A 26,599-nucleotide genomic window follows, 5' to 3' on the forward strand; every position below is an offset into this window, starting at 1 on the left:
ACGATGAAGAACGACAAGCAGGCATTGGTGCCCCGGTTGCGTTTTCCCGAGTTTCGGGATGCGGGGCAGTGGCAAGAAAATCAGTTGGCTGACATAGCAACTCTTCACAAGGGCAAAGGAATATCTAAAGCAGATATAAAGGAGACAGGAAGTCAGCCATGTGTACGATATGGTGAGTTATATACTGTTTATGGTGACGTAATCAGCGAAGTGGTTTCTAAAACGGATGTTCCGCCGGACGACTTATTCATGAGCCGGGAAGGCGATGTGATTATTCCATCGTCAGGTGAAACAAAAATTGATATTGCCACGGCAGCTTGTGTGCTCCGAGAGAATATTGCCCTGGGTGGCGATCTGAACGTAATTCGCTCAGAGCAGAACGGCGTGTTCCTAAGTTACTATCTGAATGGTTCGTTAAAGCATGAAATTGCCAAGGTTGCTCAGGGCGACACGGTCGTTCACTTATATAAAAGCAACTTGGAAGCATTAAAGCTTGCGATACCGAAAGTGCAAGAACAACAAAAAATCGCCGATTGCCTCTCGTCCCTCGATGCGCTGATTTCCGCCCAGGCAGACAAGATCGACGCCCTCAAGACCCATAAAAAAGGCCTGATGCAGCAGCTCTTCCCCCGCGAAGGCGAAACCGTCCCCCGCCTGCGTTTTCCCGAGTTTCGGGATGCGGGGGAGTGGATAGAGGCGTTTCTTGATGATGTTTGCGACATGCAATCTGGAAAATTTATCGCTGCAGCAGAAATTTCATCGAGCTTTGAAGAAGGTATGTTTCCTTGCTTTGGTGGGAATGGTCTGCGTGGCTATACAAAGACGTATAATCAATCCGGTCGATATTCGCTTATTGGGCGACAAGGTGCGCTTTGCGGTAATGTAAATTTAGTCGAAGGGGATTTCTACGCGACCGAACATGCCGTCGTAACAACGCCTAAGTCAGGGGTTAGTACGGACTGGCTTTTCTATAATCTTACCCTTCTTAATCTCAATAGGTTTGCCACTGGTCAGGCCCAGCCGGGTCTTTCTGTAGAGGTTCTTGATAAAGTTCCTTGCTCAATCCCAAGAGATGAGAAAGAACAACAAAAAATCGCCGAGTGCCTCTCATCCCTCGATGCGCTGATCGCCGCCTACACGGAAAAGCTTGATGCGCTTAAGGAACTTAAGAAAGGCTTGATGCAAAAGCTTTTCCCCTGCCCGGAGGCGACGTGAAAATGAAGTTTTTGGAGAAGATAAAAAGACAATCAAATTTGACTAAATATCGTTTTCGAAAATATGCTGACGGCATTCCCATTAGGGAGACGTTATTTGGGGAAAGGGTAGAGAATGAAAGATAAGTTCAAAGCTATTGATTTGTTTTGCGGTGCTGGCGGTTTGACGGTAGGGCTGCAAAAAGCAGGGTTTGAGGTAATTGCTGGGGTTGAATTAAATCCTGTGGCTATTGAGACCTATAGGCTGAACCATGAAAATCATCAGCTCTATGATGGCGATATTAGAAGCCTGTCGCCGAAAAAGGTCATGAGTGACTTAGGTATTAAAAAAGGTGGCCTTGATTTGTTGGCAGGTTGTCCGCCATGCCAAGGGTTTTCTACACATAGAACAAGGAATAAAAGTGTTTCAGTTGAAGATGGAAGAAATGATTTGGTTTTTGAGTTCGTGCGGTTTGTTGAGGCGATGCTGCCAAAAACTATTATGATGGAGAATGTTCCTGGTCTCTATAAAGATGAAAGAATTCAAAAGGTTGTTGAGAGTCTGAAAGTCCTGGGATATGTTTTTGAAGAGCACTCTTTGGCTATCCGTAATGCCGCTGATTACGGAGTTCCCCAAAGAAGAAGTCGAATGATAATGATGGCATCAAGGCTCGGCTCTATTGATGAGCCTAAGAAATCTAGTTCCATCAAAAAAGTCCGAGACGTTCTTGAAAATCTTCCGGAAGTAGGAAAGAGTGGTGACATTCTTCATGATTGGGAAACCAGGCGAAGCGAAAAAGTTCAGAAAATTATTTCCTTAGTGCCTAAAGATGGTGGCTCTCGTTCTGATATACCAGAAGAGTACTGGTTGGATTGTCATAAAAGGAATCCTGGAAGCTACAAAGATGTATACGGTCGCATGTCATGGGATGATGTTGCTCCAACCATTACGGGCGGCTGTCACAATCCGTCAAAAGGACGCTTTGTCCACCCCGAACTAGATCGTGCAATCACCCTGAGAGAAGCTGCTATACTTCAAACATTCCCAAAAAATTATAAATTTTCGACATTAAAAGGCAAGGATGCAATTGCCCTTATGATTGGAAATGCCTTGCCGCCTAAATTTATTAAAAGTCAAGCAGCTGTGCTAATTAAGCACTTGAGGGAAATGGGGAGTAAGCAATGACGTTGGTCTTAAAGTTTGAGCCAAAAACTATTGAACATCTTGGTGTCAAGATGTATTCAACCCTTCCTCCTGCATTGGCGGAGCTTATTTCAAATTCTTACGACGCCGATGCAAGCCAAGTTGAGGTAAAATTTCACGAGCAAGCTGGGGCTCCTGTTTCAATTACCGTTAAGGATAACGGCTGCGGGATGAGCTTTGAAGATATTCAAAATAAGTTTCTTTCCATTGGGCGGGATCGGAGGGAAAAGGATGGTGATATACCATCCCCTAAATACGGCAGACTTCCTACAGGAAAAAAAGGGTTGGGGAAGCTCGCTCTCTTCGGTATTGCTAGAGAAATCACGATTGATACTGTTAAGGACGGTAAGAGAAATCGCTTTATTTTGGACTGGGATACTTTGTATTCATCTGAAGGCCAATATAACCCCAGGGTCGAGGTTGCGAATGAGATTGCCGGCAGGGGTGATGGGACGGTTATTCAGCTCAAAAAGCTAAAAAGAAAAACTAAATTTGATATAGAGTCAATAGCTGATGGCTTGGCGAGAATTTTTATTACAGAGGATAATTTCAAAATACGACTGGTTAAAACGGGAGGGCTAGAAAATGAAGTCATCGATGTTGATAGCAGTCGCCGTTATGGGCAGATAGATAAACAGTTTTCTTGGGAAAAAGCTGACCTAGAAGTTGGTGGCTATGAGCATTCTGAAGATGTTGAATTTCAGTTTATTACCAGTGAAAAGCCGATAAAGCCAAACTCGGGTCTGCGTGGGATAACCATTTTCTCAAGGGGGAAGCTGGTTAACGCCCCTGAGTTCTTTTCAGATAGTACGTCTAGCCACGTTTTTCAGTACCTTACGGGTTGGATTAAGGCCGATTTCATTGATCTTCTAGATGAAGATGTTATTTCTACTAACAGGCAATCTCTTAACTGGGAGCATGAAGAAATGCTTGCGTTTAGAGCATGGCTTCAGGATTTGATTGCCAAGGTGAAATCCGATTGGAGCAGAAAGAGGAAGGAAAAGAAAGACAAAGACTTTGAAGACAGAACTGGGATAGACAAAGAAAAATGGATGGCAACTCTTCCCAAAGAGGTCAAAGGCGCAGCTGAAAAAATTATTGGAACCCTATCTAAGGATGAAGGGGTTGATGAATCTTTCAATCCTGTGGTCATGGCGCTACATGAAATAATCCCGGAATACCCGGAGCTTCATTGGCGACACCTACATGAGAAAGTTAAAGAAAGAATTAAAAGCTATTACGAGAATGAGCAGTTTGCAGAGGCCGCAGACCAAGGGACAAAGATTTATGCTCAAGTTATTCGTGAGCTTAGTGGTAGACAGGAAGATGGAACTGCTTTAGCAAATATTTTTTCAGCAGGTAGCAAACAGAATCCTGCTGCTCCCTGTATTCAGGTTGCAGATATAAGTACAGATAGTGGGTGGAATATACAAGAAGGCCAAGGCCATATGACAAGAGGGCTCATGGCTGGATTCAGGAATCCGATGAATCATCAGCCTTTCGATATCCTTGTTCCTGGCACTTTCTCTCGTCTGGATTGTCTTAATATACTTAGCCTTGTTTCATATTTAACAACTAGGTTGGATTATGTAGATAGAGGTGCTGAGGCTGACTCTGAAGATATAGAATGAACCTAAAAATTCCGATCAACCTTATTCCTGTGCTCGACCACTGCACCATCGAAAGTGAGCGTGAAAAACGCATGGTGAGCCCTGAAGCTATGCTGTGGGGAGTGAAGTCGATGCAGACGTGGAGGTGGTGGACACATGAATAATACTGCCTGCTCTTTCGACAGCCCTAACAGTGTTGCATCCCATCTGCGCGAAAGGCTAGAGCAGAAGAAGTACATCCTACTGTTCGCCTTCAATGGCACAGGCAAGACGCGCCTGTCCATGGCATTCAAGGAGCTAGGCAAACAAGTCGAAAGCGAAAGCAAAGAAGAAACACGAGACACTCTCTATTTCAATGCTTTCACCGAAGATTTATTCTACTGGGATAACGATCTAGAGAATGACGCCAAGCGGGTGCTTCGCCTGAACCGTGATTCCCATTTCTTCGACGGCTTGCAAGAGCTGGAGATGGAAAACCGCATCGGCCCGCTGCTGGCCCGCTATGCGGACTTCGACTTCCTGATTGACTACGAGACTTGGGAGATCACCTTTTTCCGGGACAAAGATGCCGAGGGCGCGCCCATCCCCATCAAGGTCTCGCGTGGCGAGGAGAATATCTTTGTCTGGTGTTTTTTCCTTGCCGTCGCTGAGTTGGCAGTGGATCAGGAAGAAGGATCGCCCTATGCCTGGGTGAAGTACCTGTATATCGACGATCCCATCTCATCGTTAGATGACAACAACGCCATCGCCGTGGCCAGCCACCTGGCGCAACTGCTGAAAGATGCTAATGGGAAGATCAGAACAGTGATCTCCACGCACCATCATCTGTTTTTCAATGTGATGTGCAACGAGCTAAGCAACGCGGTCAAAGGCTTCCTGAGCAAGGAGGCCGACCATTTCCGGCTGGCGGATACCGGCGAAACACCGCGATACCACCATGTGGCCCTGCTGAAACATCTGCACGAGGTGGCGGAGTCGGGCGAGGTCTACACTTACCACTTCAATATCCTGCGCAACATACTGGAAAAGACGGCCACCTTCCACGGGTTTCGCAATTTCTCCGCTTGCATCAAGCAGGATAGCGACGACCCTGACGGCATCCTCCACGCCCGGCTTGTGAATGTCCTCAGTCACGGCAACTACTCCCTGTATGAGCCACAGGAAATGTTGCCGGAGAACAAAGAGTATTTCCGTAAGATCCTGTGGGACTTTATGAACAACTACCGTTTTAACCCGGAACTATTTCCGGAACCCACGCAAGAGAGCGCCAACGCATGACCAAAGAGCAACTCAGCCAACTGGGCAAGACCCTCTGGGCCATCGCCGACGATCTGCGCGGGGCGATGAACGCCGACGACTTCCGCGACTATATGCTGTCGTTCCTGTTTTTGCGCTACCTCTCTGATAACTTCGAAGCGGCGGCAAAAAAGGAGCTGGGGCCGGACTATCCCAAGCTAGACGCGGACGACCGCCGCCCGCCACTCGCGGTCTGGTACTCGGATAACGCCGGGGATGTGCCTGCTTTTGAGAAGCAGATGCGGCGCAAGATGCACTATGTGATTCACCCGGATTACCTGTGGAGCAGCATTTACGAACGCGCCCGTACCCAGGGCGCCGAGTTGCTGCAAATCTTGGAGCGGGGATTCGATTACATCGAGAACGAGTCTTTCGCCAGCACCTTCCAAGGGCTGTTTTCCGAGATCAACCTCAACTCGGAAAAGCTAGGCCGGACACACAAGGCGCGCAACGATAAGCTTTGCGCCATCATCACCAAGATCGCTGAGGGAATCGCACAGTTCTCCACCGACAGCGACATTTTGGGCGATGCCTACGAGTACCTGATTGGACAGTTTGCTGCCGGCTCCGGCAAGAAGGCCGGGGAGTTCTACACCCCGCAGACCGTCTCCACCATCCTGTCGCGCATCGTCACGCTGGACAGTCAGGAGCCTGCCACCGGCAAGAAGAAAAAGCTCAACAATGTGCTGGACTTCGCCTGCGGCTCCGGCTCCCTGCTGCTAAATGTGCGCAATCAGATGGGGCCGCACGGCATCGGCAAGATCTACGGCCAGGAAAAGAACATCACTACCTACAACCTAGCGCGCATGAACATGCTGCTGCACGGGGTCAAGGATAGTGAGTTCGAGATTCACCACGGCGACTCCCTGACCAATGATTGGGAGCTGCTCAACGAGATGAACCCGGCCAAAAAACTCCAGTGCGATGCCGTGGTGGCCAACCCACCCTTCAGTTATCGCTGGCAGCCCAACGAAGCGCTGGGCGAGGACTTTCGTTTCAAGAACTATGGCCTGGCGCCCAAGTCAGCTGCGGATTTCGCCTTTCTGCTGCACGGATTCCACTTCCTGGGCGACGAAGGCACCATGGCCATCATTCTACCCCACGGCGTGCTGTTCCGGGGCGGCGTGGAGAGCCGTATCCGTACTAAGCTGCTCAAGGACGGCCATATCGACACGGTCATTGGCCTGCCGAGTAACCTGTTCTTCTCCACCGGCATCCCGGTGTGCATCTTGGTACTGAAAAAGTGCAAAAAGCCCGATGATGTTCTCTTCATCAACGCCGCCGAGTATTTTGAAAAGGGAAAACGTCAGAACCAGTTATTGCCCGAACATATCGACAAAATTGTCGAGACTTACCAGCACCGCCGGGAAGAAGAACGCTACGCCCGCCGGGTGGGAATGGAGGAGATTGAGGAGAATGATTACAACCTTAATATCTCCCGTTATGTAAGTACAATGAAACCTGAAGCAGAAGTCGACCTTGGGTTGGTTAGCTTACAGTTAGATCAGATTGAGAGCAGAATTAAAGATGCGCGTGATAAGCATAACCGTTACTTGAAGGATATAGGGCTTAAGGAATTGTCGTAACTTTCGAGTGACATCGTTTTGAAGAAAAGTAAAGTGCGTGATGCTAAATTAAATGTGATGAATGAAAACAGTCGCCCAACCTCCATCCGCATCTTCCTCGCCGACGGCACGCCCGAGGGCCTGCGCATCGTGGAGAAATCTAACTGGACGGGCAGGGCGGTGGTGGCTAACCGCTCACAGCTTGAGCGTGCACTGGCCAGAAGCGAAATGGCGCAGCCGGGCGTGTATGTGCTCACGGGGCAAACGGAAGAGGGTGCGGCCAAGTTGTATGTAGGCGAAGCCGATTCGCTCGGAGACCGTATCAAGCAGCATGTGTCGGGTAAGGAGTTTTGGACGCGGGCCATCGCCTTTACCAGCACCAACGAAGGGTTGAATAAGGCCAACGTGCGCTACCTAGAGTCGCGGCTGCTGGACATGGCGAAGACGGCTAATCAGTGGGCGGTGGATAATACGGCGTATCCCTCCGCACCTCCGCTCAATGAAGCTGACCGTGCCGACGCCGAGTGGTTTTTAGCCGAGATGTTGGTGATTTTTCCGCTGTTGGGTATCGATGCATTCGAAGCAGCGAGCCATCAAGCCGCTGCGCCATCTACCGAGCAAATCGTGCCGCCGCTGACGCTTTATCTCAACGAACGTGGGGCCGAAGGCACGGGTAGAGAAGTGGCCGATGGCTTTGTGGTACTCAAAGGCTCATTGGCACGTGCTGAGGAGACGCTTTCCATCCATGACTACATGCGCGAGCAGCGCCAACTTCTGCAAGCGCGTGGCGTATTAGCACCACAAAGTGGAAGGTTGATATTCACCCAGGACTTTCGCTTTTCCCGAATACGTTCGCGTTCTCCTTGCGGTTCCTTTACGGGCTGCGCATGGCCGGTGCGGTGACCATTGGCACGACCAAATTTCCCTGGCCCCGTTTCATCGTGCTCAATGCGCTGTCGGCGCTGATCTGGTCGGCCGCCTGGGTCACGCTCGGTTATCTGTTTGGTCAGGCGCTCGCGCCACTGTTTGAGCGCCTGAGCAGCCTTTCCCATGTGGTGTTGGCAGGGGGGGCGCCGTGCTTTGCGTCGCGATTGTGGCCGTGGTGGCCACTCGGCGGAGAAGGGCCCAGCGCTTTACGACGCGCGATTGAGCGCAGCCACCCCCTGCACACGCATTACCCTATCGTTGCCGCCTCCGCTGGGCTAAGCCGGTGAGCAGCCCCAACGTGAGCGCTGCCATGCCGCCGGTGTAGGCGATCAGCGGCCAGGCCGTGCTGCCATCCAGCATGACCACCACCGCAGTGCCCACGCCACCCACGATCAGGCTCTGCACACAGAAGTGCAGCGCCACGGCGGTGCCAGCCATATCGCTGAAGGCGTGCAGCGCGCCGTTGGCGGTCACGGAGGTGATCAACACGATGCCCACGGCAGCGAGCCACATCGGTAAGACAAACGACCACAGGCTTGGCGTGAAGAGCACTTCCCCCAGCCCCAGCAGGCCTGCGCTGGCCAGCAGAATCAGCGCGCCACGCAGGGCGCAGCCGGGAATGCCCCAGCGCGTGACGAAACGTTTGGCAAAGCGCGCCGTCACGATCATGACCAGGGCCACCGTCGCAAAGGCCACGCTGAACCCCAACTCGCTAAAGCCCGCCCCTTCGATGAGCACTCGGGGGGCCGTCGAGAAGAACACGAAAAACGCCCCCATGGCGGTCCCGAACGCGACCGTATAAACCCAGAAATGCGCGCTGTTGAGCACGCGCCCCATATCCGCCAGGCGGGTGGGGGCGTATGCCTTGCGTGTTTCATGCCATCTCGGGAAGGCGTAGCCGAGGGTCAGCAGAGCCAGAATGCCCAGGGTGATGAACAGGGCGCTCCAGCCCAGGTAGCGGGCTATCAGCGCGCCCGCGGTGGGCCCCAGCGCAGGCACCACCGCCAGCATGGCATTCATCAGGCTGTAGATGACCGCGCTTTCCGGCGTGTTGGCGTACACATCGCGCACCGTGGCGAACATCGCGACCAGCATGGCGGCGGCCCCCATGGCTTGCACCAGCCTGAGCCCCACGAATAGCCAGGCTTCCGTGGTGAACGCCAGGAAGAAGGAGGCCGCCGCAAAAACGAGGGTGCCGCCGGTCAGGATGGGGCGACGGCCCAGGCGGTCCGAAAGCGGGCCAAAGAGGATCTGGCCCACGCCCAGCATGATCATGTAGAGCGTCAGCGTAAGCTGAACGACCTCGGGCGTGGTATCGAGAATGCCCGGCATGGCGGGCACCACCGGCAGGTAGATATCCATGCCGAGTGAGGCAAGCAAGTTGAAAGGGGCCAGCAACGCCAGCGCCAGGGGGAGGCGATAAGCCCAAGGGCTTGGGTTTTGAATAGGCACAGGAAAAGCTCCGTACGAATCAGCGTATTCGACGGCGGCCTGCTGGGCATCGATGTGATGGTCAGGCTGCCGCAACAACGAGTGAAGCAGGGTTGTTGCGGCCTAGCGGTCTGCTTTTTTGGAACCCATGGGTGCTTTCCGGGAGGTGACGTTGCGGTGCCTTTGGCGTTGTCAGCGTATCAGAGACAAAAAGCGCAGACCAGGCCATGCCCGTTGTGTATCGGATATTGGTGTTGGATTTTTCTCGATGACAAAATTCATCGTGCTAGCTGTATGGCGATGATTTTTTTCCTGGCGACTTTGCTAAAAACGAACGTTGGTCTTCTTTAGGTTTTCTATATCCCTTTTAATTCATGTGCTTGCGGGGTTTTTTGTTGTTGGCACGCGGTTTGCTACATGGTTTGCTACAAGTGTTCTGCCGTAAGCGTGGTTAGCTACAAGTAGTGCGCTAAAGATAGCGTGCCAATGCGTAAACGATAGCCAAGGCGCTTTGGCGCGTTCCAACAATTAACAATAGAGAATAGGAAGCACGTTATGCAGTTGAATCGGGTGAGCAGTTTCAAGAGTGCGGGTAAGTTGATTACCGGGCAGGGGGCCAGTGAACAGTTGGGCCTGCATGTGCAGGCACTGGGCATGCAGAATCCCTTGATCGTGACGGATGCCGGGGTGGTGGCCTCGGGCACGCTGGAGGGGGTTACCAGGCAGTTGCAGGCCTTGGGGCTTTCCTGTGGTGTGTTCGATGGTGTAACCCCAGAGCCGGAAGTGGCTATCGTGGAAACCTGCACGGAGGTGTTCGTGTCGGGCCAGCACGATAGCGTGATTGCCGTGGGCGGCGGCAGTGCCATGGATATCGCCAAATGCGTGGCGGTGTATGCGCGCCATGAGGGGCCGCTGGAAGCGCTGTTTGGCGAGCAGCAGGTGCGCCAGCGTGAGGTGCCCTTGATTGCCATGCCCACTACCGCAGGGACTGGGTCGGAGGTGACTAACATCGCCATTCTGTCCGACAAGGTCCAGCAGATGAAGAAGGGCATCGTGAGCGATTGCCTGCTGCCGGATGTGGCGATCGTGGCGCCCGAGCTGACGCTGAGCTGCCCGCGCAGCGTTACGGCTGCCAGCGGTGTGGACGCGCTGGTGCACGCGGTGGAGGCGTATCTTTCCAATTTTGCGACGCCTATCACGGACGCCTTGGCGGTCAAGGCCATGGGGTTGATCGTTTCGGCGTTGCCGAAGGCGTTTGCCAATCCTCAGCATCTTCAGGCCCGCGAGGACATGGCGACCGGTAGCCTGCTGGCGGGGCTGGCGTTCGGCAATGCGGGGGTCGGGGCAGTGCATGCGTTGGCGTATCCGTTGGGCGGGCGTTATCAGTTGGCCCATGGGGTGACCAATGCGCTGCTGCTGCCCTTCGTGATGGAGTGGAACAAGCTGGCGTGTGTGGAGCGTTTCCGGGGCATCGCCGAGGCTTTTGGCGAGCCGGTGGCGGGGCTTTCCGACCATGCGGTGGCCGATGCCGTGATTGCGCGTATGCATCGCTTGTGTGCCGAGGTGGAAATTCCGTCTGGCTTGCGCTCGTTCGATATCCCCGAGTCAGCGATTCCCGAGCTGGCTGCCGAGGCTATCAAGGTGGAGCGGCTGCTGCGCAATAATCCCAGGGTCTTGAGCCTGGAGGATATCGAAGCCATCTATCGTGCCGCCTACTGACGCGGTGACGCGTTACTAACAATACCAATAAAATCGATCAGGAGTTCATGCCATGAGCGCTTGGAAACATCGCGTTGACGGTGAGGAGAGCCCGTACACGCCGTTAGGTCCGTTCAAGCTTCGCTTGCCTTTCTATCACTATCGCTTCGAGCTGCCTGACTATTTGCAGGGGCTATTGATGTGTGCCGTCGATCTGGCGGCGATTCCGCTCATGATGCAGTTGCTGGGGATGCCTTTCGAGGCGGCGCTGGCCATCGTGATTTTGAACGGTTTGCTGTATCTGCTGCACCATCTGCTGGGGGACCCGGTGATCCCTGGCTGGATTACGCCGGCCATTCCGCTGTTGATGGCGTATGTGGCGACCTTCCCCGAGGGGGTCGATAGGGTGCATGCGTTGATTGCTTTCCAGATGATGCTGGGGGTGCTGGCCATCGGCCTGGGGGTCACGGGCATGGCCAGCAAGGTGGTGCGGCTGATTCCTTCGGCCATCAAGGCGGGGGTGATCATGGGCGCTGGTCTGGCGGCCGTCGTGGTGGTATTCGATGAGGGTGGCCGCTTCGAGCAGTACCCCTTTACCATCACGATTGCCGTGGGTGTGGCCTTTTATCTTATTTTTTCCCGCCATTTCAATAAGCTGAAAGCCCAGGGTGGTGTGTGGGGGGCGGTAGGCAAACTGGGGATCTTTCCGATCATCGTGCTGGCTATCGTGGTGGCTCCGCTGTTTGGGGAAGCGCCATGGCCCGATGTGGAATGGGGGTTCAGCCAGCCTGACTTCGCGTTGATGTTCAGCGAGTACACGGTGTTCGGCGTGGGCATGCCGCCGCTGATGATGTTTCTGACGGCGATTCCTACGGTGTTGGCGGCGTATATCGTGTTGTTTGGCGATGTGTTGCAGAGCAAGGCGCTGCTGGAGGAGGCCGATGAGAAGCGCCGCGACGAGAAGATCGACTATAACCCCAACCGTGCCCACATGATCTTTGGTGGCCGTAATTTCGGCATGAGTATTTTTGGTCCGGACGTGGTGATGTGTGGCCCGCTGTGGGCGGCAATGCATGTGGTCACGGTTGAGCGTTACAAGCAGGGCAAGGCGGCGATGAACTCTATCTTCGGGGGTTCTGGGTCGTTCCGTTGGGGAACCAACACGGGGTTGCTGCTGCTGCCCATCGTGAGTCTGGTAGAGCCTATTCTGGGCATTGCGCTGGCGCTGACGCTATTGATTCAGGGCTATGTCAGCGTACGCATCGGCATCATGGAGGCGCGTAGCCAGCGTGATCTGGGCATTGCCGGAATTATTGCGGCAATGCTGGTCATCAAGGGCGCTACCTGGGCCTTTGCCGTGGGGATTCTGCTGTGCGCGCTGATTTACGGTCGCCGTTTCTTCTCGGGCGAGGTGGACAAGACCTTCGTGAAGGATTGGGAGGAAGCGTCCGTGCCTTCTGCTGACCCTGAACCTCGGGTCCCGCTGCAAAAGTAGTCGACATGACGCTGTGCAGGCCGAGCCGCCGGGTTACGCTGGGGTTCGGCGCCGTGTGCTGGCCAATCGTGCGGTTCGGCCAGCCATGGCGGGATGGTTCGCAGTTATCCCTGGAGGGAGATCATGCAGCGAATAGAGGCGTGCCTTTCATTGGCGGCGGCATTGCCCTTGTTTGAGCAGCACGGTACGGATGCGGTGGAGGTGTTTCATCGCCAGGGCCAGGTGATTGGGGTGTTGACCCGTACCGATATCGAGCAGGCTCAGCGGGAAGGGGCACTCGACCAGCCGGTGGAGGCACATTTGCGCTACCGGGTCACCGGTGCGAAGCCAGCCCTTGAGGCGGCAGAGGTGGAGGCGTTCGGGTTCGATGAGGAGCCCATGCGTTCTTTGCTGGATGCCTTGCACGATGGGGTCTATATCACCGATGCCAACGGTATCACGGTGACAATCAATCAGGCTTATGAGCGCATCACCGGTATTCAGCGGGAGGAGGTGGTGGGCTTCCACATGGCGGATCTGGTCAAGGCGGGGTTCATTTCCAAATCGGCGTCGCTGGAGGTGATTCGTGAGCTGCGCCCGATCACGCTGGCGCAGACGATCCATGGTAGCCGCAAGATTGTGGTCACGGGGACCCCGCTGTTTGGTCAGGACGGCAGGTTAGCCTATGTGGTGACCAGCGTTCGCGATATCACGGAGCTGCTGCTGGCCAAGCATGCCCAGGAGCAGCTTGAGCAGATCGAGCGTATCCGTGAGGCGTATCAGGTGCGAGAAGTATCGGCGCTGAGTGCTCCCGGGGTGATTACCAGCCCGAGCACGGAGCCTTGCTTCGACCTGGCGCGCCGGGTGGCAAAATCGACGGCCAAGGTTCTGATTCAGGGCGAAACCGGTACCGGAAAGACCTTGTTGGCGCGTTATATCCATCAGCACAGTGACCGTTCGGATGGCCCGTTCATGGAGTTGAACTGTACGGCGTTTCCGGAAGGGCTACTGGAGGCCGAGCTGTTTGGCTATGCCGCCGGGGCATTTACCGGTGCTGCGCCCAAGGGTAAGCAGGGGCTGCTGGATGTGGCCCATGGGGGAACGCTGTTTCTGGATGAGATCGGTGACTTGCCCATGGCCTTGCAGGTAAAGCTATTGAAGGTGGTGGAAGAAAACCGCTATTTGCCTGTGGGTGATACCGCGTTTCGGCAAGCCAACGTGCGGTTGATTACGGCGACGCATCAGGAGTTGTTGGAGCGTGTACAACAAGGGGCTTTTCGAGAGGATCTCTTCTATCGGCTGAGTGTGGTGCCGCTGCGGTTGCCACCGTTGCGGGAGCGGCGCGAGGAAGTGATTCCTTTGCTGCAGCATTATTTAGTGCACTTCAATCAGTTGCACGGTATGTCGCACCGCTGGTCACCCGAGGCGTTGGAGCTGCTGGCGGGGTATGCGTGGCCGGGCAATATACGCGAGCTGATGAACCTCACCGAGCGCCTGGTCGTGACCCTGGAACAGGAAGAGGTGACCTCGGCAGATTTGCCCCGTGAGCTATTTCCCAGCCCCGGCCAAGCCGCGGCACCGGAAGGGCCGCGTGCACTTTGCGAGCAACATTCCTTGCGCCATCAGGTGAGCCGATTCGAGCGGCAAGTGATCGAGCATGCGCTGGCCTTGCACGGGTCTACTCGCGCGGCAGCGGCAGTATTGGGCGTGGACCAATCCACGTTAGTGAAAAAGCAGCGCCGCTGGCGCGATTCACCGTTGGGGTAAGGCAGCGCTGACACGCCAGGTTCTACGCCAGGTCCTATCCCACGGTTTCAATTCTATCAATGACAATACAGGAGTAGGTGATGCAGATTCAGTCGTGGATTCATGAGGCGGCTTATATCAACGGCGAGTGGGTGACGTCGGAGAGTGGCGAGCAGGTGGCGGTGACCAACCCGGCAGACGGTGCGACGCTTGGGCATGTGCCTGCCCTGAGCGCCCAGCAAGTGGCAAGTGCCATCGAGGCGGCCAACGTGGCGCTGCCCGCCTGGAAGAGCAAAACCGCTGCGCAGCGGGCGGCTGTTTTGAGCCGCTGGCATGCGCTGATCATGGAGAACGAGGCGGTGCTGGGCGAGCTGATGACGCTGGAACAGGGCAAGCCGCTGAGGGAGGCGCGGGGTGAAATCGGCTATGCCGCCAGTTTTATCGAGTGGTTTGCCGAGGAGGCCAAGCGGATTTATGGCGATACCATTCCGGGCCACGCGGCAGATAAGCGCATCATTGTCACCCGTGAGCCGGTGGGGGTCTGTGCGGCCATTACGCCGTGGAATTTTCCGGCGGCGATGATTACTCGCAAGGTGGCTCCTGCGCTGGCCGCAGGCTGTACCATCGTGGTGAAACCTGCCATGGAGACGCCGCTGACCGCGCTGGCCTTGGCGGCACTGGCCGAGCAGGCGGGAGTACCTGCCGGGGTGATCAATATCGTCACTGGGGATGCACAGACCATTGGCCAGGTGCTGACCGAAAGCCCAGTAGTGCGCAAGCTGAGTTTCACCGGTTCTACGGCGGTGGGTGCCAAGCTGATGGCAGCCTGTGCGCCGACGGTGAAGAAAGTGTCGCTGGAGCTGGGAGGCAATGCCCCGTTCATTGTGTTCGATGATGCCGATATCGACGAGGCGGTGGCCGGGGCAATCGATAGCAAGTTCCGCAATGCCGGGCAGACTTGCGTATGCGCGAACCGTATCTATGTGCAAAGTGGTGTTTACGACACCTTTGTGGAGCGGCTGGCGCAGCGAACTCAGGCCTTGAAGGTGGGCGCTGGCAGCGAGGAGGGGGTGGATATCGGGCCGCTGATTTCCGAGAAGGCGGTGGCCAAGGTGGAAGAGCACCTTCAGGATGCCTTGGCCAAAGGAGGGCGAGTGCTGGCTGGAGGGCAGCGCCATGCGCTAGGGGGGACCTGGTACGCACCCACGGTGGTGGCCGAGGCGACAGCGGACATGGCATGTGCCCGCGAGGAGACATTCGGCCCTCTGGCACCGGTATTCCGCTTCGAAGACGAGGCTGAAGTAATTCGCCTGGCAAACGATACGGAGTTCGGGCTGGCGGCCTATTTCTATGCTGAAAGTGTCTCGCGCATCTGGCGCGTTTCCGAGGCGCTGGAGTACGGCATGGTGGGCATCAATACCGGTTTGATTTCAACGGCGGCAGCTCCGTTCGGTGGGGTCAAGTCTTCAGGCATCGGCCGCGAAGGCTCGCGTTACGGGATCGATGAATATACCGAGATGAAGTACCTCTGCCTGGGTATCAAGCAGGCGGAGTAGCCTTCACTTTAGCAGCCTGTTTTTAGTTCCAAGGCCCCGGGTGAGTGCTCTCACTGCGGGGTTTTTTTTGGCCCTTACTAGACGTTTAGGTTAGTGAGCTGCGTATTACTACGTATAGGTATCAGTAGCTTCTCCGCCTAGCCTGATTAGGTGACAACAATGACAACATGGAGACTACCCACTTTGAATGTGGCTAATTATCTAGCAGTCAATGCGCAGCGCTTTCCCGAACGGACGGCGATATTTGCAGGCGAGCATCCGGCGCTCAGTTATGCGGGGTTGGCCCAGGCTGCCAGTCGGTGGGCAACGTATCTGACCGATGAGGTTGGGCTGGCTGAGGGTGAGCGAGTTGCGCTCTTCTTGGCTAATTCGGTCTGTTATATCGAGCTGCTTTGTGGCGCTTGGTATGCCGGGCTGGTCGTGGTGCCGATCAATGCAAAATTAACGGCGGCAGAAGTCGCTTATATCGTTGACGATGCTGATTGCCGGGTACTGTTCACTGAGCACGATGACATGGTGTCTTGGGTGTCGGTACCCTTGATCGCTCCGAGTGGCTTTGCATTACCGAGTGGGCGAGTGAGCCAGCCAGTGTTTCGGGCGAGCCATGAACCGGCCTGGATTTTTTATACCAGCGGTACCACGGGTAAGCCGAAAGGGGCGACACTCACGCATCTGTGCCTGGCCACCATGTCGGCATGCTATGTGGCCAACATTGAAACCATCGGCCCTCATAATCGTTTGGTTCACTTTGCACCCATGTCGCATGGGTCAGGGCTGTATATGGTGCCTTATCTGATGGTCGGTGGGGCACAGGTGATTCCGTCATCAAGTAAGTTTTCGGGCGAACTGTTCGTTGAAACGCTTGGCGCGCATGGCCATGCTTCTATGTTTCTGGCACCTACCATGATACGCCGCGTGCTGGACTTCCTGGCGACTTACCCCGGCCCGTTCAATCCTGCAGATATTCACACCATTACCTATGGCGGCAGCCCCATGTACGCGCGCGACCTATTGGAAGCGTTGGAGGTCATGGGGTTCCGACTGGTTCAAATATACGGTCAGGGGGAAAGCCCCATGACCATTACCTTTCTGGATAAGCAGCAGCATCAACAGTTATATGAGCTTTACCAGCAACAGGGGTTGACGGACAAGACTCGGCTGGTGCCGGTGGGGCAGTCTCACCCGCAACTTGAAATTGCTATTCAGGATCAATACGGCAGTTGCATGCCTGTGGGTAGTGAAGGGGAGGTCTGCGTTAGGGGGGATACTGTCATGAGTGGTTATTGGGCTAACCCGGATGCCAGCCGAGAAACCTTGCGTGAAGGCTGGCTGAGAACCGGCGATGTGGGGTATCTCGATGTGCAGGGCTATCTGTATCTCACGGACCGCTTGAAGGATGTAATCATCAGTGGTGGCAGCAATATCTATCCCCGCGAGGTGGAGGAGGTGTTACTGCAGTATCCCGGTGTCAGGGAGGTGTCGGTGGTAGGCCAGCCTGACAGCGAGTGGGGAGAGATCGTGGTGGCGTTCGTTGCATGCAGCGCTCCTTTGGATATTCAGGCACTGGATACGTTTTGCCTGAACCACATGGCACGTTTTAAGCGCCCGAAAACGTATCATTTGCTGGATGATTTGCCGAAGAATGCCTATGGGAAAATTCTAAAAACAACCTTGCGTTCGATGCTGGTATCGAGCGAATTAGAGGAGCAACGCTGATGCGCACGTACATGATCGGTAGAGGTGGACATACTCGTTTTGGCAAGCTGGAAGGGTCTCTGGAGCAGTTGATGACGGAGGCCGTGACAGAGGCGCTGGAAACTGCCGAGATGTGCGCCAGCGATATCGATGCCGTCTATGTCGGTAACTTTAACAGCGGTATGTGTGACCAGGAGTTTCCTGCGTCGCTGGTATTGAATGGTTTTCCTGACTTGCGCTTTAAACCCACCACACGAGTGGAGAATGCGTGTGCCAGTGGCTCGGCGGCCTTGCATCAGGGCATCAATCTGATCGAGGGTAAGCTGGCGCGGAATGTGCTGGTCATCGGTACTGAAAAGATGACCGATGCAGATGCTGCCAGGGTTGGCAAAGGCCTGCTGGGGGCCAGCTACCAACCTGAAACTGCTGGCCAGCGCGCTGGTTTTGCGGGGGTGTTTGCCGATGTGGCCACTCGGTATTTCGAGGCTTATGGTGACCACTCTGAGGCGTTGGCACGTATTGCGGCTAAAAACCATGGTAATGGTATGCATAACCCTCTGGCCCATCTTCGCAAGGCTGTCGATGTCGATTTTTGCTTTCATGAATCAGACCGCAATCCGGTCGTCGCAGGCCCTCTGAAAAGGACTGATTGCTCTCCAGTCTCTGATGGTGCGGCCGCTTTGATTCTCTCCAGTGCGGATGTGGCGCGGGGGTCACCGTACTCGGTGAAGTTCTTGTCTTGTGCCCAGTCCACGGATTTCATGCCGATGGCAAAACGTGATCCTTTGGTCTTTGAGGGAGTGACTCACGCCTGGAACGATGCCTTGACCCAGGCGGGGATGACGCTGGCTGACCTGTCGCTCGCCGAAGTGCATGACTGCTTTACCATCGCAGAGCTGATGATTTATGAAAGTATCGGCCTGACTGCTTTAGGCGAAGGGGCTCGCGCCATACATGAAGGGTGGGTGATGAAAGACGGCAGACTGCCCATCAACCCTTCTGGTGGCTTGAAGGCAAAAGGGCATCCGGTTGGTGCGACGGGGGTGTCCATGCATGTCATGGCGGCACGTCAGCTAATGGGGTTGGCAGAAGGGTGTCAGGTCAGTGATGCACACACGGCTGCCGTATTCAATATGGGCGGTTTGGCCGTTGCCAACTATGCCAGTGTACTTCAAAGGGTGGCCGATCATGACTAACGCTGGCAGCCGGGCTCCTCGTAGCGTATTGGTAACAGGGGCACTAGGTGGGATTGGGCGAGCGGTTTGCCAGCATTTCGCTGGAGAAGGGGCTCATATCGTGTTGCATGATCGTTTGCCTCCCGAACAGGCTAACGTACAGGCTTGCCAGGACATGCTCAGAGAAAAGGGAGCGGCATCGACACGCTATTTTCAGGCAGACCTTCGTTCTACCGAGCAAATCGATGGTCTATTTGCTGCCCTTCGGGAAGCAGGCGTGTCCTTGGATGTATTGGTCAATAACGCGGGTATCCAGCTCACTGCTCCGGTCGAAAACTTCGAGCTGACGGACTGGAACGATATCATCGCCATTAATTTGACCGCGGTATATCGGTGCAGCCAATTGGCTCTGGCGGACATGCGCAGGCAAGGTGGGGGACGTATTGTCAATCTTGCCTCTGTCCACGGTTTGGTAGGTTCGCCATACAAGTCAGCTTATGTGGCAGCCAAGCATGGGGTGGTAGGCCTGACAAAAGTGCTGGCGCTGGAAACGGCCGAGCAACGTATTACTGTCAATGCGATTGCCCCAGGCTGGACGGAAACGCCCATCCTGGAGCCGCAAATCGCACAGCGTATGCAAGCGTTGAACCGTGGGCGTGACGAGGCCATTCGCCATCTGGTGGGTGAGAAGCAGCCCACCAAAGCGTTTGTACTCCCAGAGCAGGTCGCTGCCTTGGTGGGCTTTCTCTCTAGTTCGGAGGCGGCATCAATGACCGGTACCGTAATACCCATGGATGGTGGCTGGACATGCCAATAAGTGTTTTCCGGTAAAACCTCTGTAGACATTGAATGCTTTTAGGGGGGAACTATGAACGCCAGCGTCATCGGGAATGATCTGCTTTTTATAGCGTTCGAGCATGCGCCATGTGCCATCGTGGTGACTAAAAATCGTCGTGTGCTTGAGTGTAATCGAGCGTTTTGTGAACTGTTTGGTTACGAGCGCAGTACCCTGATTGGCCAGCTCATGTTGAAAATGTACCCCTCTTATGCCGATTTCAAGTCAATTGGTGAACTGCGCTATCAAGATCTTTTGAAAAACCATAAGTGTATTGATGAGCGGTTCATGTGTAACAGTCGAGGAGAGGTGTTTTGGACAAAAACAGTCGGAAAAACATTGACACCCTCCGCCCCTTTTGAACTGGCGGTATGGTCTTTTACAAAAATCAAAGTTGGCCAGGATAAATCTAATCACCTTACCATGCGAGAGTTGGAGATATCGGGCTACATCGCGAATGGTCATACGTGCAAGGAAATAGGTAGGCTGCTGCAAATATCACATAGGACGGTTGAAGCGCATCGCGCCAAAATCATGAAAAAGCTAGGATGTCGGAATACTGCTGAACTGGTTTCCAAAATTATTCAGTTAGAGGATTAGCCTTGGTGAAAGGTAAAGGAGGTGCCCTATGGGTATACGTAGTTGTACGTATACCGCTACGTAGATACCTGAATCCGTGAGACCGGCCCCCGGAAGCACTTCTAACCCACTGACCTGCATGGCAATATAGCCATTATCGCCATTCACCCAGACAGTGCCATGCCCAACATAAAGTTCCGCGCCAGTTGCCGCACCCTCACCAGCCACGCCGGGCTGTCCATCATCGGGCAATGCTTCGAGATCGCTGGCGTCGACAGCATCGACAGCCGCTTCCCCACCACGCTGGGCATGCGCACCAGTGACGTGATCAAGAGCTACCTGGGCCTGCTGTGTCTGGGCATGAGCGACTATGACGCTGTCGAGAACTTCCGCCGCGACAAGCCCTTCCAACAACTGCTGACCCTGCAGAAGGTGCCGAGCGCGGCGACACTGCGACAGCGGCTGGAAAAACTTGCCGCCAACGACCTGCAGGCGCGCACCGCCACCTGGTCCACGACCCTGCTGTCACTGATCGAAGCACCGATCACCGCCGAGACGACGCACGTCTGCCTGGACATCGACACCTTCGTCATGGACAACAGCAACTCGAAGAAGGAAGGCGTCTCGCGGACCTACCAGAAGGTCGATGGCTACACCCCGATCGCCGCCTATCTGGGCAACGAAGGGTGGTGCCTGGGTCTGGAACTGCGGCCTGGCAAGCAGCACACCATGAAGGAGAGCAACGCCTTCCTGGAGCGGGTACTGCCTCGCGCCCAATGCTTGACCAAGCAACCGATCCTGTTACGCGAGGACAGCGGCTTCGACAGCCAGGCGCACCTGGCGCTTCTCGAACAGCAACGCCAGGTCTTTGCCGACGAGGGGCGCCGGCTCGACTATGTCGTCAAATGGAACCCGCGTGGCTCGGCCACGGCTGATCGAGATACCTGGCTGGCGGTGGCGGCGGACTACTGGGAAGAGCTGCGTCCTGGCAAGCGCCAGGCGCTGTGGTCGCAGACCGTCTCGATCCACGACGACAACAAGACCGAATACGTCGTCCAACGCGTGATGCGCCTGGTAGAGCGCACCGCCGATCGCGATGGCCAGTTGCTGCTCGAACCGGACTATGAGTTGGAAGGCTGGTGGACCAGCCTGGACGAGGCGCCGGAGGCGGTGATCAAACGCTACCAGGCGCATGCCACCCATGAGCAGTTTCACAGCGAGATCAAGACCGATCTCGACCTGGAGCGCTTGCCGTCCGGCAAGTTCGCCACCAACGATCTGATCCTGCATCTCGCCCAGTTGGCCTACAACATCCTGCGCCTGATGGGACAGCTGGGCATGACCGGCGAGCTGAGCCCGGTTCGCCACCGCCAAGCGGCGCCGGCTGCGCACCGTGCTACAAGAGCTGGTGCACCGTGCGGCTCTCGTGATTCACAAGGCACGGCAGATCATCCTCGACTTCGGGCAGGATATCGGGCGCATGACGGTGCTCAAGACGCTGCGGAGCCGAGTGCGTTATCCACGAGGAACGCCATGCTGACCGTCAATCGGCGACACTCTATCCACAAGCAGTTCCAAGCGACACGCGATCGCCAGATATGTCGTGCCTGGCGGGTGGAAAGGCATGACAAAACGGGCCGTCAGCACCGATCAGCACGGTGGGTTTTGGCAATAACGGGCTTGCGAAAGCCAACTTGCACGGGGCGAATGATCAAAAAGTGCTCGCTGGCGGTGATAGGGAAAGTGTCGGCGCCGGCTTCACGGATTCAGGTAGATAGTCAGGATAGCATGCTTTTTAAACAATAATTATCAGATTAGTGTCCTCAATAGCTGAGTCAGATGACGACAGTTATAATAAAGCCAATAAGCGTTGACAGTGCGAGGAGTTAATGATGAAAAGAAGAGATTTTCTGAAGTTGAGTGCCATTTCCGTCGGTGGAACTCTTACCCTGACCACCCTGCCTGGCATGGCTTTGGGTCAGTCGCCTGTACGGTTGAAATATGACTCATATGTAACGGAACATGCTTCTCCATCCGTGTTGGATAAATGGTTTTTAGATGAGCTGGTGAAGCGAACCAACGGAGCCATTGAAGTTGATTTCTACTGGGCACAATCTTTGAACCAGGCGGGAGCTCATTTGAATGCGATCAGAAATGGCATTTCAGAAGTGTCGCTGATTTCCCCAGGATACTATCAAAGTGACCTGCCCGTGACACGAGGACTGGAGTGGTATTACAAAATGAATAGAGCGGATGCTCTGTTAAAACCTGAATCCGTGAAGCCGGCGCCGACACTTTCCCTATCACCGCCAGCGAGCACTTTTTGATCATTCGCCCCGTGCAAGTTGGCTTTCGCAAGCCCGTTATTGCCAAAACCCACCGTGCTGATCGGTGCTGACGGCCCGTTTTGTCATGCCTTTCCACCCGCCAGGCACGACATATCTGGCGATCGCGTGTCGCTTGGAACTGCTTGTGGATAGAGTGTCGCCGATTGACGGTCAGCATGGCGTTCCTCGTGGATAACGCACTCGGCTCCGCAGCGTCTTGAGCACCGTCATGCGCCCGATATCCTGCCCGAAGTCGAGGATGATCTGCCGTGCCTTGTGAATCACGAGAGCCGCACGGTGCACCAGCTCTTGTAGCACGGTGCGCAGCCGGCGCCGCTTGGCCGGGTGGCGAACCGGGCTCAGCTCGCCGGTCATGCCCAGCTGTCCCATCAGGCGCAGGATGTTGTAGGCCAACTGGGCGAGATGCAGGATCAGATCGTTGGTGGCGAACTTGCCGGACGGCAAGCGCTCCAGGTCGAGATCGGTCTTGATCTCGCTGTGAAACTGCTCATGGGTGGCATGCGCCTGGTAGCGTTTGATCACCGCCTCCGGCGCCTCGTCCAGGCTGGTCCACCAGCCTTCCAACTCATAGTCCGGTTCGAGCAGCAACTGGCCATCGCGATCGGCGGTGCGCTCTACCAGGCGCATCACGCGTTGGACGACGTATTCGGTCTTGTTGTCGTCGTGGATCGAGACGGTCTGCGACCACAGCGCCTGGCGCTTGCCAGGACGCAGCTCTTCCCAGTAGTCCGCCGCCACCGCCAGCCAGGTATCTCGATCAGCCGTGGCCGAGCCACGCGGGTTCCATTTGACGACATAGTCGAGCCGGCGCCCCTCGTCGGCAAAGACCTGGCGTTGCTGTTCGAGAAGCGCCAGGTGCGCCTGGCTGTCGAAGCCGCTGTCCTCGCGTAACAGGATCGGTTGCTTGGTCAAGCATTGGGCGCGAGGCAGTACCCGCTCCAGGAAGGCGTTGCTCTCCTTCATGGTGTGCTGCTTGCCAGGCCGCAGTTCCAGACCCAGGCACCACCCTTCGTTGCCCAGATAGGCGGCGATCGGGGTGTAGCCATCGACCTTCTGGTAGGTCCGCGAGACGCCTTCCTTCTTCGAGTTGCTGTTGTCCATGACGAAGGTGTCGATGTCCAGGCAGACGTGCGTCGTCTCGGCGGTGATCGGTGCTTCGATCAGTGACAGCAGGGTCGTGGACCAGGTGGCGGTGCGCGCCTGCAGGTCGTTGGCGGCAAGTTTTTCCAGCCGCTGTCGCAGTGTCGCCGCGCTCGGCACCTTCTGCAGGGTCAGCAGTTGTTGGAAGGGCTTGTCGCGGCGGAAGTTCTCGACAGCGTCATAGTCGCTCATGCCCAGACACAGCAGGCCCAGGTAGCTCTTGATCACGTCACTGGTGCGCATGCCCAGCGTGGTGGGGAAGCGGCTGTCGATGCTGTCGACGCCAGCGATCTCGAAGCATTGCCCGATGATGGACAGCCCGGCGTGGCTGGTGAGGGTGCGGCAACTGGCGCGGAACTTTATGTTGGGCATGGCACTGTCTGGGTGAATGGCGATAATGGCTATATTGCCATGCAGGTCAGTGGGTTAGAAGTGCTTCCGGGGGCCGGTCTCACGGATTCAGGTTAAAAGTATGCCGAGACGTCTACCAGCGTTATGAGCCACTACGGCAGGAATGGGAAAGTCGTCATAAATCCAAAGTTCTCTATTGGACCAATTGGTACTATTGCCCTCTGATAACGCGAGAGCCTATTCAATCGATTGAAGATTTGCGTGGCAAGCGGATCCGGGGATATGGCGTGGGGACGGATGTGGTTGAAAGCCTGGGGGGAAGAGCTATTCCCATGGCGGCGCCAGAAGTTTATTCAGCATTGGAGCGTGGTGTGCTGGATGGGGCTTATGGCTTTGATTTCATCACTGCCATCAGCTATGCACTACATGAGGCGGCTCCTTATATCACCGAGATTGGCGCTGGACCTCATGGCCCGTCTGCAACGGTCATCGGTATCGATGTCTGGAACCGTCTGCCGGATGATATCAAGCAGGTCATGCAAACATTGGCAGATGAAATCTATTCAGGCAAGTACCGTGAAATCTATGCCTCCATAGCGGAGGATCGGGTGCGTAAAGCGATGGCGGAAGGCGCTCAGTTCTCTACCTGGGATCAGCAACAAATCGAAACCGCTAGAGATATGGTCCAGCCTGAACAGGTAAATCAATGGGTGAATACCGTGGCCAGGAATGCGGGTATTGATGGCGATGAAATGCAACAAGTCATCGATGATGCCATCGCAGAGCATGATGCCAGTGGGGACCTGGAAACACCCTATGAGATTTATCAACGCATTTCATGACGTCATTGCACATGACGGTTTGGGCTGCTGCTCGGCAGCCCTTTAAATAATGCCTGATGTGAGGGTATCTGAATGCGTGGTTTAAAAAAAATGGAATCCGGGTTGGCATTTTTGATGGGATGTGGTGCTTCAATGGCACTGTTGTTCATGATGGTGTCAACGGCACTGGATGCAACTTCTCGTAGCTTTTTCAATTTTCCCCTTCCAGGCGTTTATGAGTTCTCGGAAGTGTCCATGGCAATCATTGTGTATCTTGGCTTGTTATGGGCGCAACATGACCGTAAGCATATACGCGTTACCTTGATAAGTGAGCGTTGCTCGCCCCGTGTACGGCTAGCTTGGGAAAGTGTGGCGTGGTTGTTTGGTGCCGTCTTTTTGATTGCGATTGCCCTTCCAAGTATTGAAGGCGCCTATGTGTCAACGATGGACCGGGAGTTTCGCTGGGGGATCATGCAAATGCCAATTTGGTGGGTGAAAATCATCGTGGCGGTAAGCTTGTTGTTGGCATTCATTCAAATGTTTTTGCATTTTGTCATTTCTGTTTACTCTGCTTTTGGTGGCGCTCATGACTGATCCCGTATGGCTAGGTTTGTTGTCCGTTGGGTTGATATTCGTATTGATGGGATTAGGGGTGCCCGTTTTTGCGGCGCTGGGTCTGTCTGGGATGGTCGGTATCTTGTTAGTGCAAGATGTGACCTATATTTATAATGTATTGCAGAACTTTGCGTTTAATAAAACAGCGGCTTACTTGCTGACAGTGATTCCACTCTTCATCATTATGGGTAATTTCGCGCTTCATGCTGGAGTGGGGAAATCGCTTTTCCATGTGGCCAAACGATGGTGTGGGCATTTGCCCGGCGGGCTAGCTATCTCGACGATTTTTACATGTGCTGGTTTTTCTGCCACCTCGGGCTCAAGTGTGGCCACGGCGGCAACCGTGGGTTCCATTTCGTTACCCGAAATGAAGCAAGCTGGCTACGATAAACGTCTTTCGGCTGGGTGTGTGGCTGCGGGAGGAGTGTTGGGGGTGTTGATCCCCCCTAGTGTCTTGCTGGTTTTCTATGCTGCCTTGACAGAGGTTTCGGCGGGCAAAATGCTGATGGCCGGCATACTGCCTGGCATTCTTTCCGTGGGCGTCTTTGTTGCGGGTGTTTCGATCATTGCGCTGATCAAACCAGAGATGTGTCCCAAAGGTGAGCGCATTGGTTGGAAGAAGCGTTTTACTTCATTGCGCAAGGCTTGGCAGCTCATGCTACTGATCGTGGTGGTCTTGGGGAGTATTTATACTGGCTGGGCCACGCCGACTGAAGCCGCGTCTTTGGGGGCAATGGCCGCTGTTTTATTCTTGCTTTTTTCTCGCCAGGATCGGGCGAGCAAAGTAAAAGCAATTGGTATCTCTTCAAGAGATGCCGTTAATACTACCGTGATGATCATGATGACCATGCTCGGAGCCGGTATTTATAGTTTTTTTCTTAGCCTGATTCGTGTGCCGCAACTGGTGTCCGGCTGGGTGATCGATCTGCCCTTGCCTGCTATTGTCATTATTGCCCTGATTTTACTGCTTTATGTGCCAATGGGGATGTTTTTGGATGCGTTTTCTATGTTGGTCATTACGCTCCCTATCCTTTTTCCAGTGGTGACAAGCCTTGGGTTTGATCCTATCTGGTTTGGCATTCTGGCCATCAAGATGTGTGAGATCGGGCTGATTTCTCCCCCAATCGGTTTGAATGTGTATGTGATTGCTGGGTTGGATAAGGATACGACCTTGACGGATGTTTTCGCGGGAGCCAACTGGTTTATTCTGATGGAAGTGGTTACCGTCGTGTTGATTTTTTCTTTTCCCTGGATAGCGACTTTTTTACCTAACACCATGTGATGCTATCCAATGGGAAAGGTTGCGATACATGATTGATTAGAGATCATGAGAATAAGGG

Annotated in this window: 20 protein-coding genes and 1 pseudogene; 19 read left to right on the plus strand and 2 right to left on the minus strand. The window is 54.8% G+C overall.

Annotated elements, in window-relative coordinates; translation table 11 throughout:
- Window positions 1–3 precede the first annotated feature (3 nt).
- The 6 genes from RVM27_RS13105 to RVM27_RS13130 all read left to right on the plus strand — a co-directional run bounded on the left by RVM27_RS13105 (window position 4) and on the right by RVM27_RS13130 (window position 7,771).
- Window positions 4–1,215: a restriction endonuclease subunit S gene (locus RVM27_RS13105; RefSeq protein WP_498956782.1), complete on the plus strand. Its 1,212-nt coding sequence runs from the start codon at window positions 4–6 to the stop codon at window positions 1,213–1,215.
- 114 nt (window positions 1,216–1,329) lie between these two features.
- Window positions 1,330–2,379, plus strand: a complete 1,050-nt coding sequence (locus tag RVM27_RS13110; RefSeq protein ID WP_498956783.1) for a DNA cytosine methyltransferase — start codon at window positions 1,330–1,332, stop codon at window positions 2,377–2,379.
- The gene (locus tag RVM27_RS13115; RefSeq protein ID WP_498956784.1) at window positions 2,376–4,028 is read left to right on the plus strand and encodes a TIGR02391 family protein; all 1,653 of its coding nucleotides are present in this window, start codon (window positions 2,376–2,378) and stop codon (window positions 4,026–4,028) included. Before RVM27_RS13110 ends, RVM27_RS13115 begins: the two co-directional genes overlap by 4 nt.
- A 135-nt stretch (window positions 4,029–4,163) precedes the next feature.
- Window positions 4,164–5,285 (plus strand): AAA family ATPase, encoded by a 1,122-nt coding sequence (locus RVM27_RS13120; protein ID WP_498956785.1) that lies wholly within the window; start codon window positions 4,164–4,166, stop codon window positions 5,283–5,285.
- Window positions 5,282–6,889: a type I restriction-modification system subunit M gene (locus RVM27_RS13125; protein ID WP_498956786.1), complete on the plus strand. Its 1,608-nt coding sequence runs from the start codon at window positions 5,282–5,284 to the stop codon at window positions 6,887–6,889. The genes RVM27_RS13120 and RVM27_RS13125 overlap by 4 nt, the downstream gene beginning before the upstream one ends.
- An 18-nt stretch (window positions 6,890–6,907) precedes the next feature.
- Window positions 6,908–7,771 carry a GIY-YIG nuclease family protein gene (locus RVM27_RS13130; RefSeq protein ID WP_498956787.1) on the plus strand — a complete coding sequence of 288 codons (864 nt, stop codon included), beginning with the start codon at window positions 6,908–6,910 and terminating at the stop codon, window positions 7,769–7,771.
- 276 nt (window positions 7,772–8,047) lie between these two features.
- Here the strand turns inward: RVM27_RS13130 and cml are convergent, their stop codons facing one another.
- The gene (gene cml, locus RVM27_RS13135; RefSeq protein ID WP_498957778.1) at window positions 8,048–9,241 is read right to left on the minus strand and encodes a CmlA/FloR family chloramphenicol efflux MFS transporter; all 1,194 of its coding nucleotides are present in this window, start codon (window positions 9,239–9,241) and stop codon (window positions 8,048–8,050) included.
- Window positions 9,242–9,781: 540 nt separating this feature from the next.
- On the opposite strand from cml, the gene RVM27_RS13140 reads away from it, so the two are divergent.
- The 10 genes and pseudogenes from RVM27_RS13140 to RVM27_RS13185 all read left to right on the plus strand — a co-directional run bounded on the left by RVM27_RS13140 (window position 9,782) and on the right by RVM27_RS13185 (window position 22,311).
- Window positions 9,782–10,945, plus strand: coding sequence for an iron-containing alcohol dehydrogenase (locus tag RVM27_RS13140; RefSeq protein WP_498938646.1), 1,164 nt, complete (start codon window positions 9,782–9,784; stop codon window positions 10,943–10,945).
- Between the two features lie 52 nt (window positions 10,946–10,997).
- Window positions 10,998–12,419, plus strand: a complete 1,422-nt coding sequence (locus RVM27_RS13145; RefSeq protein WP_498956788.1) for a hypothetical protein — start codon at window positions 10,998–11,000, stop codon at window positions 12,417–12,419.
- 123 nt (window positions 12,420–12,542) lie between these two features.
- Window positions 12,543–14,165: a sigma 54-interacting transcriptional regulator gene (locus RVM27_RS13150; RefSeq protein WP_081137383.1), complete on the plus strand. Its 1,623-nt coding sequence runs from the start codon at window positions 12,543–12,545 to the stop codon at window positions 14,163–14,165.
- 80 nt (window positions 14,166–14,245) lie between these two features.
- Window positions 14,246–15,700 (plus strand): NAD-dependent succinate-semialdehyde dehydrogenase, encoded by a 1,455-nt coding sequence (locus RVM27_RS13155; protein WP_081137385.1) that lies wholly within the window; start codon window positions 14,246–14,248, stop codon window positions 15,698–15,700.
- A 159-nt stretch (window positions 15,701–15,859) separates the two neighbouring features.
- On the plus strand, window positions 15,860–17,416 hold the full coding sequence (locus RVM27_RS13160) for an acyl-CoA synthetase family protein (protein WP_498956789.1): 1,557 nt from the start codon (window positions 15,860–15,862) through the stop codon (window positions 17,414–17,416).
- 71 nt (window positions 17,417–17,487) lie between these two features.
- Complete coding sequence (locus RVM27_RS13165) at window positions 17,488–18,591, plus strand: thiolase domain-containing protein (protein ID WP_498956790.1); 1,104 nt, start codon at window positions 17,488–17,490, stop codon at window positions 18,589–18,591.
- On the plus strand, window positions 18,584–19,387 hold the full coding sequence (locus RVM27_RS13170) for a Rossmann-fold NAD(P)-binding domain-containing protein (RefSeq protein ID WP_498956791.1): 804 nt from the start codon (window positions 18,584–18,586) through the stop codon (window positions 19,385–19,387). Before RVM27_RS13165 ends, RVM27_RS13170 begins: the two co-directional genes overlap by 8 nt.
- A 51-nt stretch (window positions 19,388–19,438) precedes the next feature.
- Entirely contained in the window at window positions 19,439–20,005 is a 567-nt protein-coding gene (locus tag RVM27_RS13175; protein WP_193460866.1) for a LuxR C-terminal-related transcriptional regulator, read from the plus strand.
- A gap of 159 nt (window positions 20,006–20,164) precedes the next feature.
- Window positions 20,165–21,524: pseudogene (locus RVM27_RS13180) on the plus strand (IS1380 family transposase).
- 352 nt (window positions 21,525–21,876) lie between these two features.
- On the plus strand, window positions 21,877–22,311 hold the full coding sequence (locus tag RVM27_RS13185) for a type 2 periplasmic-binding domain-containing protein (RefSeq protein WP_498956792.1): 435 nt from the start codon (window positions 21,877–21,879) through the stop codon (window positions 22,309–22,311).
- A gap of 171 nt (window positions 22,312–22,482) precedes the next feature.
- Here the strand turns inward: RVM27_RS13185 and RVM27_RS13190 are convergent, their stop codons facing one another.
- Entirely contained in the window at window positions 22,483–23,844 is a 1,362-nt protein-coding gene (locus RVM27_RS13190; protein WP_498956793.1) for an IS1380 family transposase, read from the minus strand.
- A 218-nt stretch (window positions 23,845–24,062) separates the two neighbouring features.
- Between RVM27_RS13190 and dctP the strand changes: the two genes are divergently transcribed.
- The 3 genes from dctP to RVM27_RS13205 all read left to right on the plus strand — a co-directional run bounded on the left by dctP (window position 24,063) and on the right by RVM27_RS13205 (window position 26,541).
- Window positions 24,063–24,665, plus strand: coding sequence for a TRAP transporter substrate-binding protein DctP (gene dctP / locus RVM27_RS13195; protein WP_498957779.1), 603 nt, complete (start codon window positions 24,063–24,065; stop codon window positions 24,663–24,665).
- Window positions 24,666–24,737: 72 nt separating this feature from the next.
- Window positions 24,738–25,238 carry a TRAP transporter small permease gene (locus RVM27_RS13200; RefSeq protein WP_498274563.1) on the plus strand — a complete coding sequence of 167 codons (501 nt, stop codon included), beginning with the start codon at window positions 24,738–24,740 and terminating at the stop codon, window positions 25,236–25,238.
- On the plus strand, window positions 25,231–26,541 hold the full coding sequence (locus RVM27_RS13205) for a TRAP transporter large permease (protein ID WP_498274562.1): 1,311 nt from the start codon (window positions 25,231–25,233) through the stop codon (window positions 26,539–26,541). Before RVM27_RS13200 ends, RVM27_RS13205 begins: the two co-directional genes overlap by 8 nt.
- The last annotated feature ends 58 nt before the right edge of the window (window positions 26,542–26,599 follow it).

The organism is Halomonas sp. KM007, assembly GCF_050709225.1.
GTDB classification, from domain to species: domain Bacteria; phylum Pseudomonadota; class Gammaproteobacteria; order Pseudomonadales; family Halomonadaceae; genus Vreelandella; species Vreelandella hamiltonii.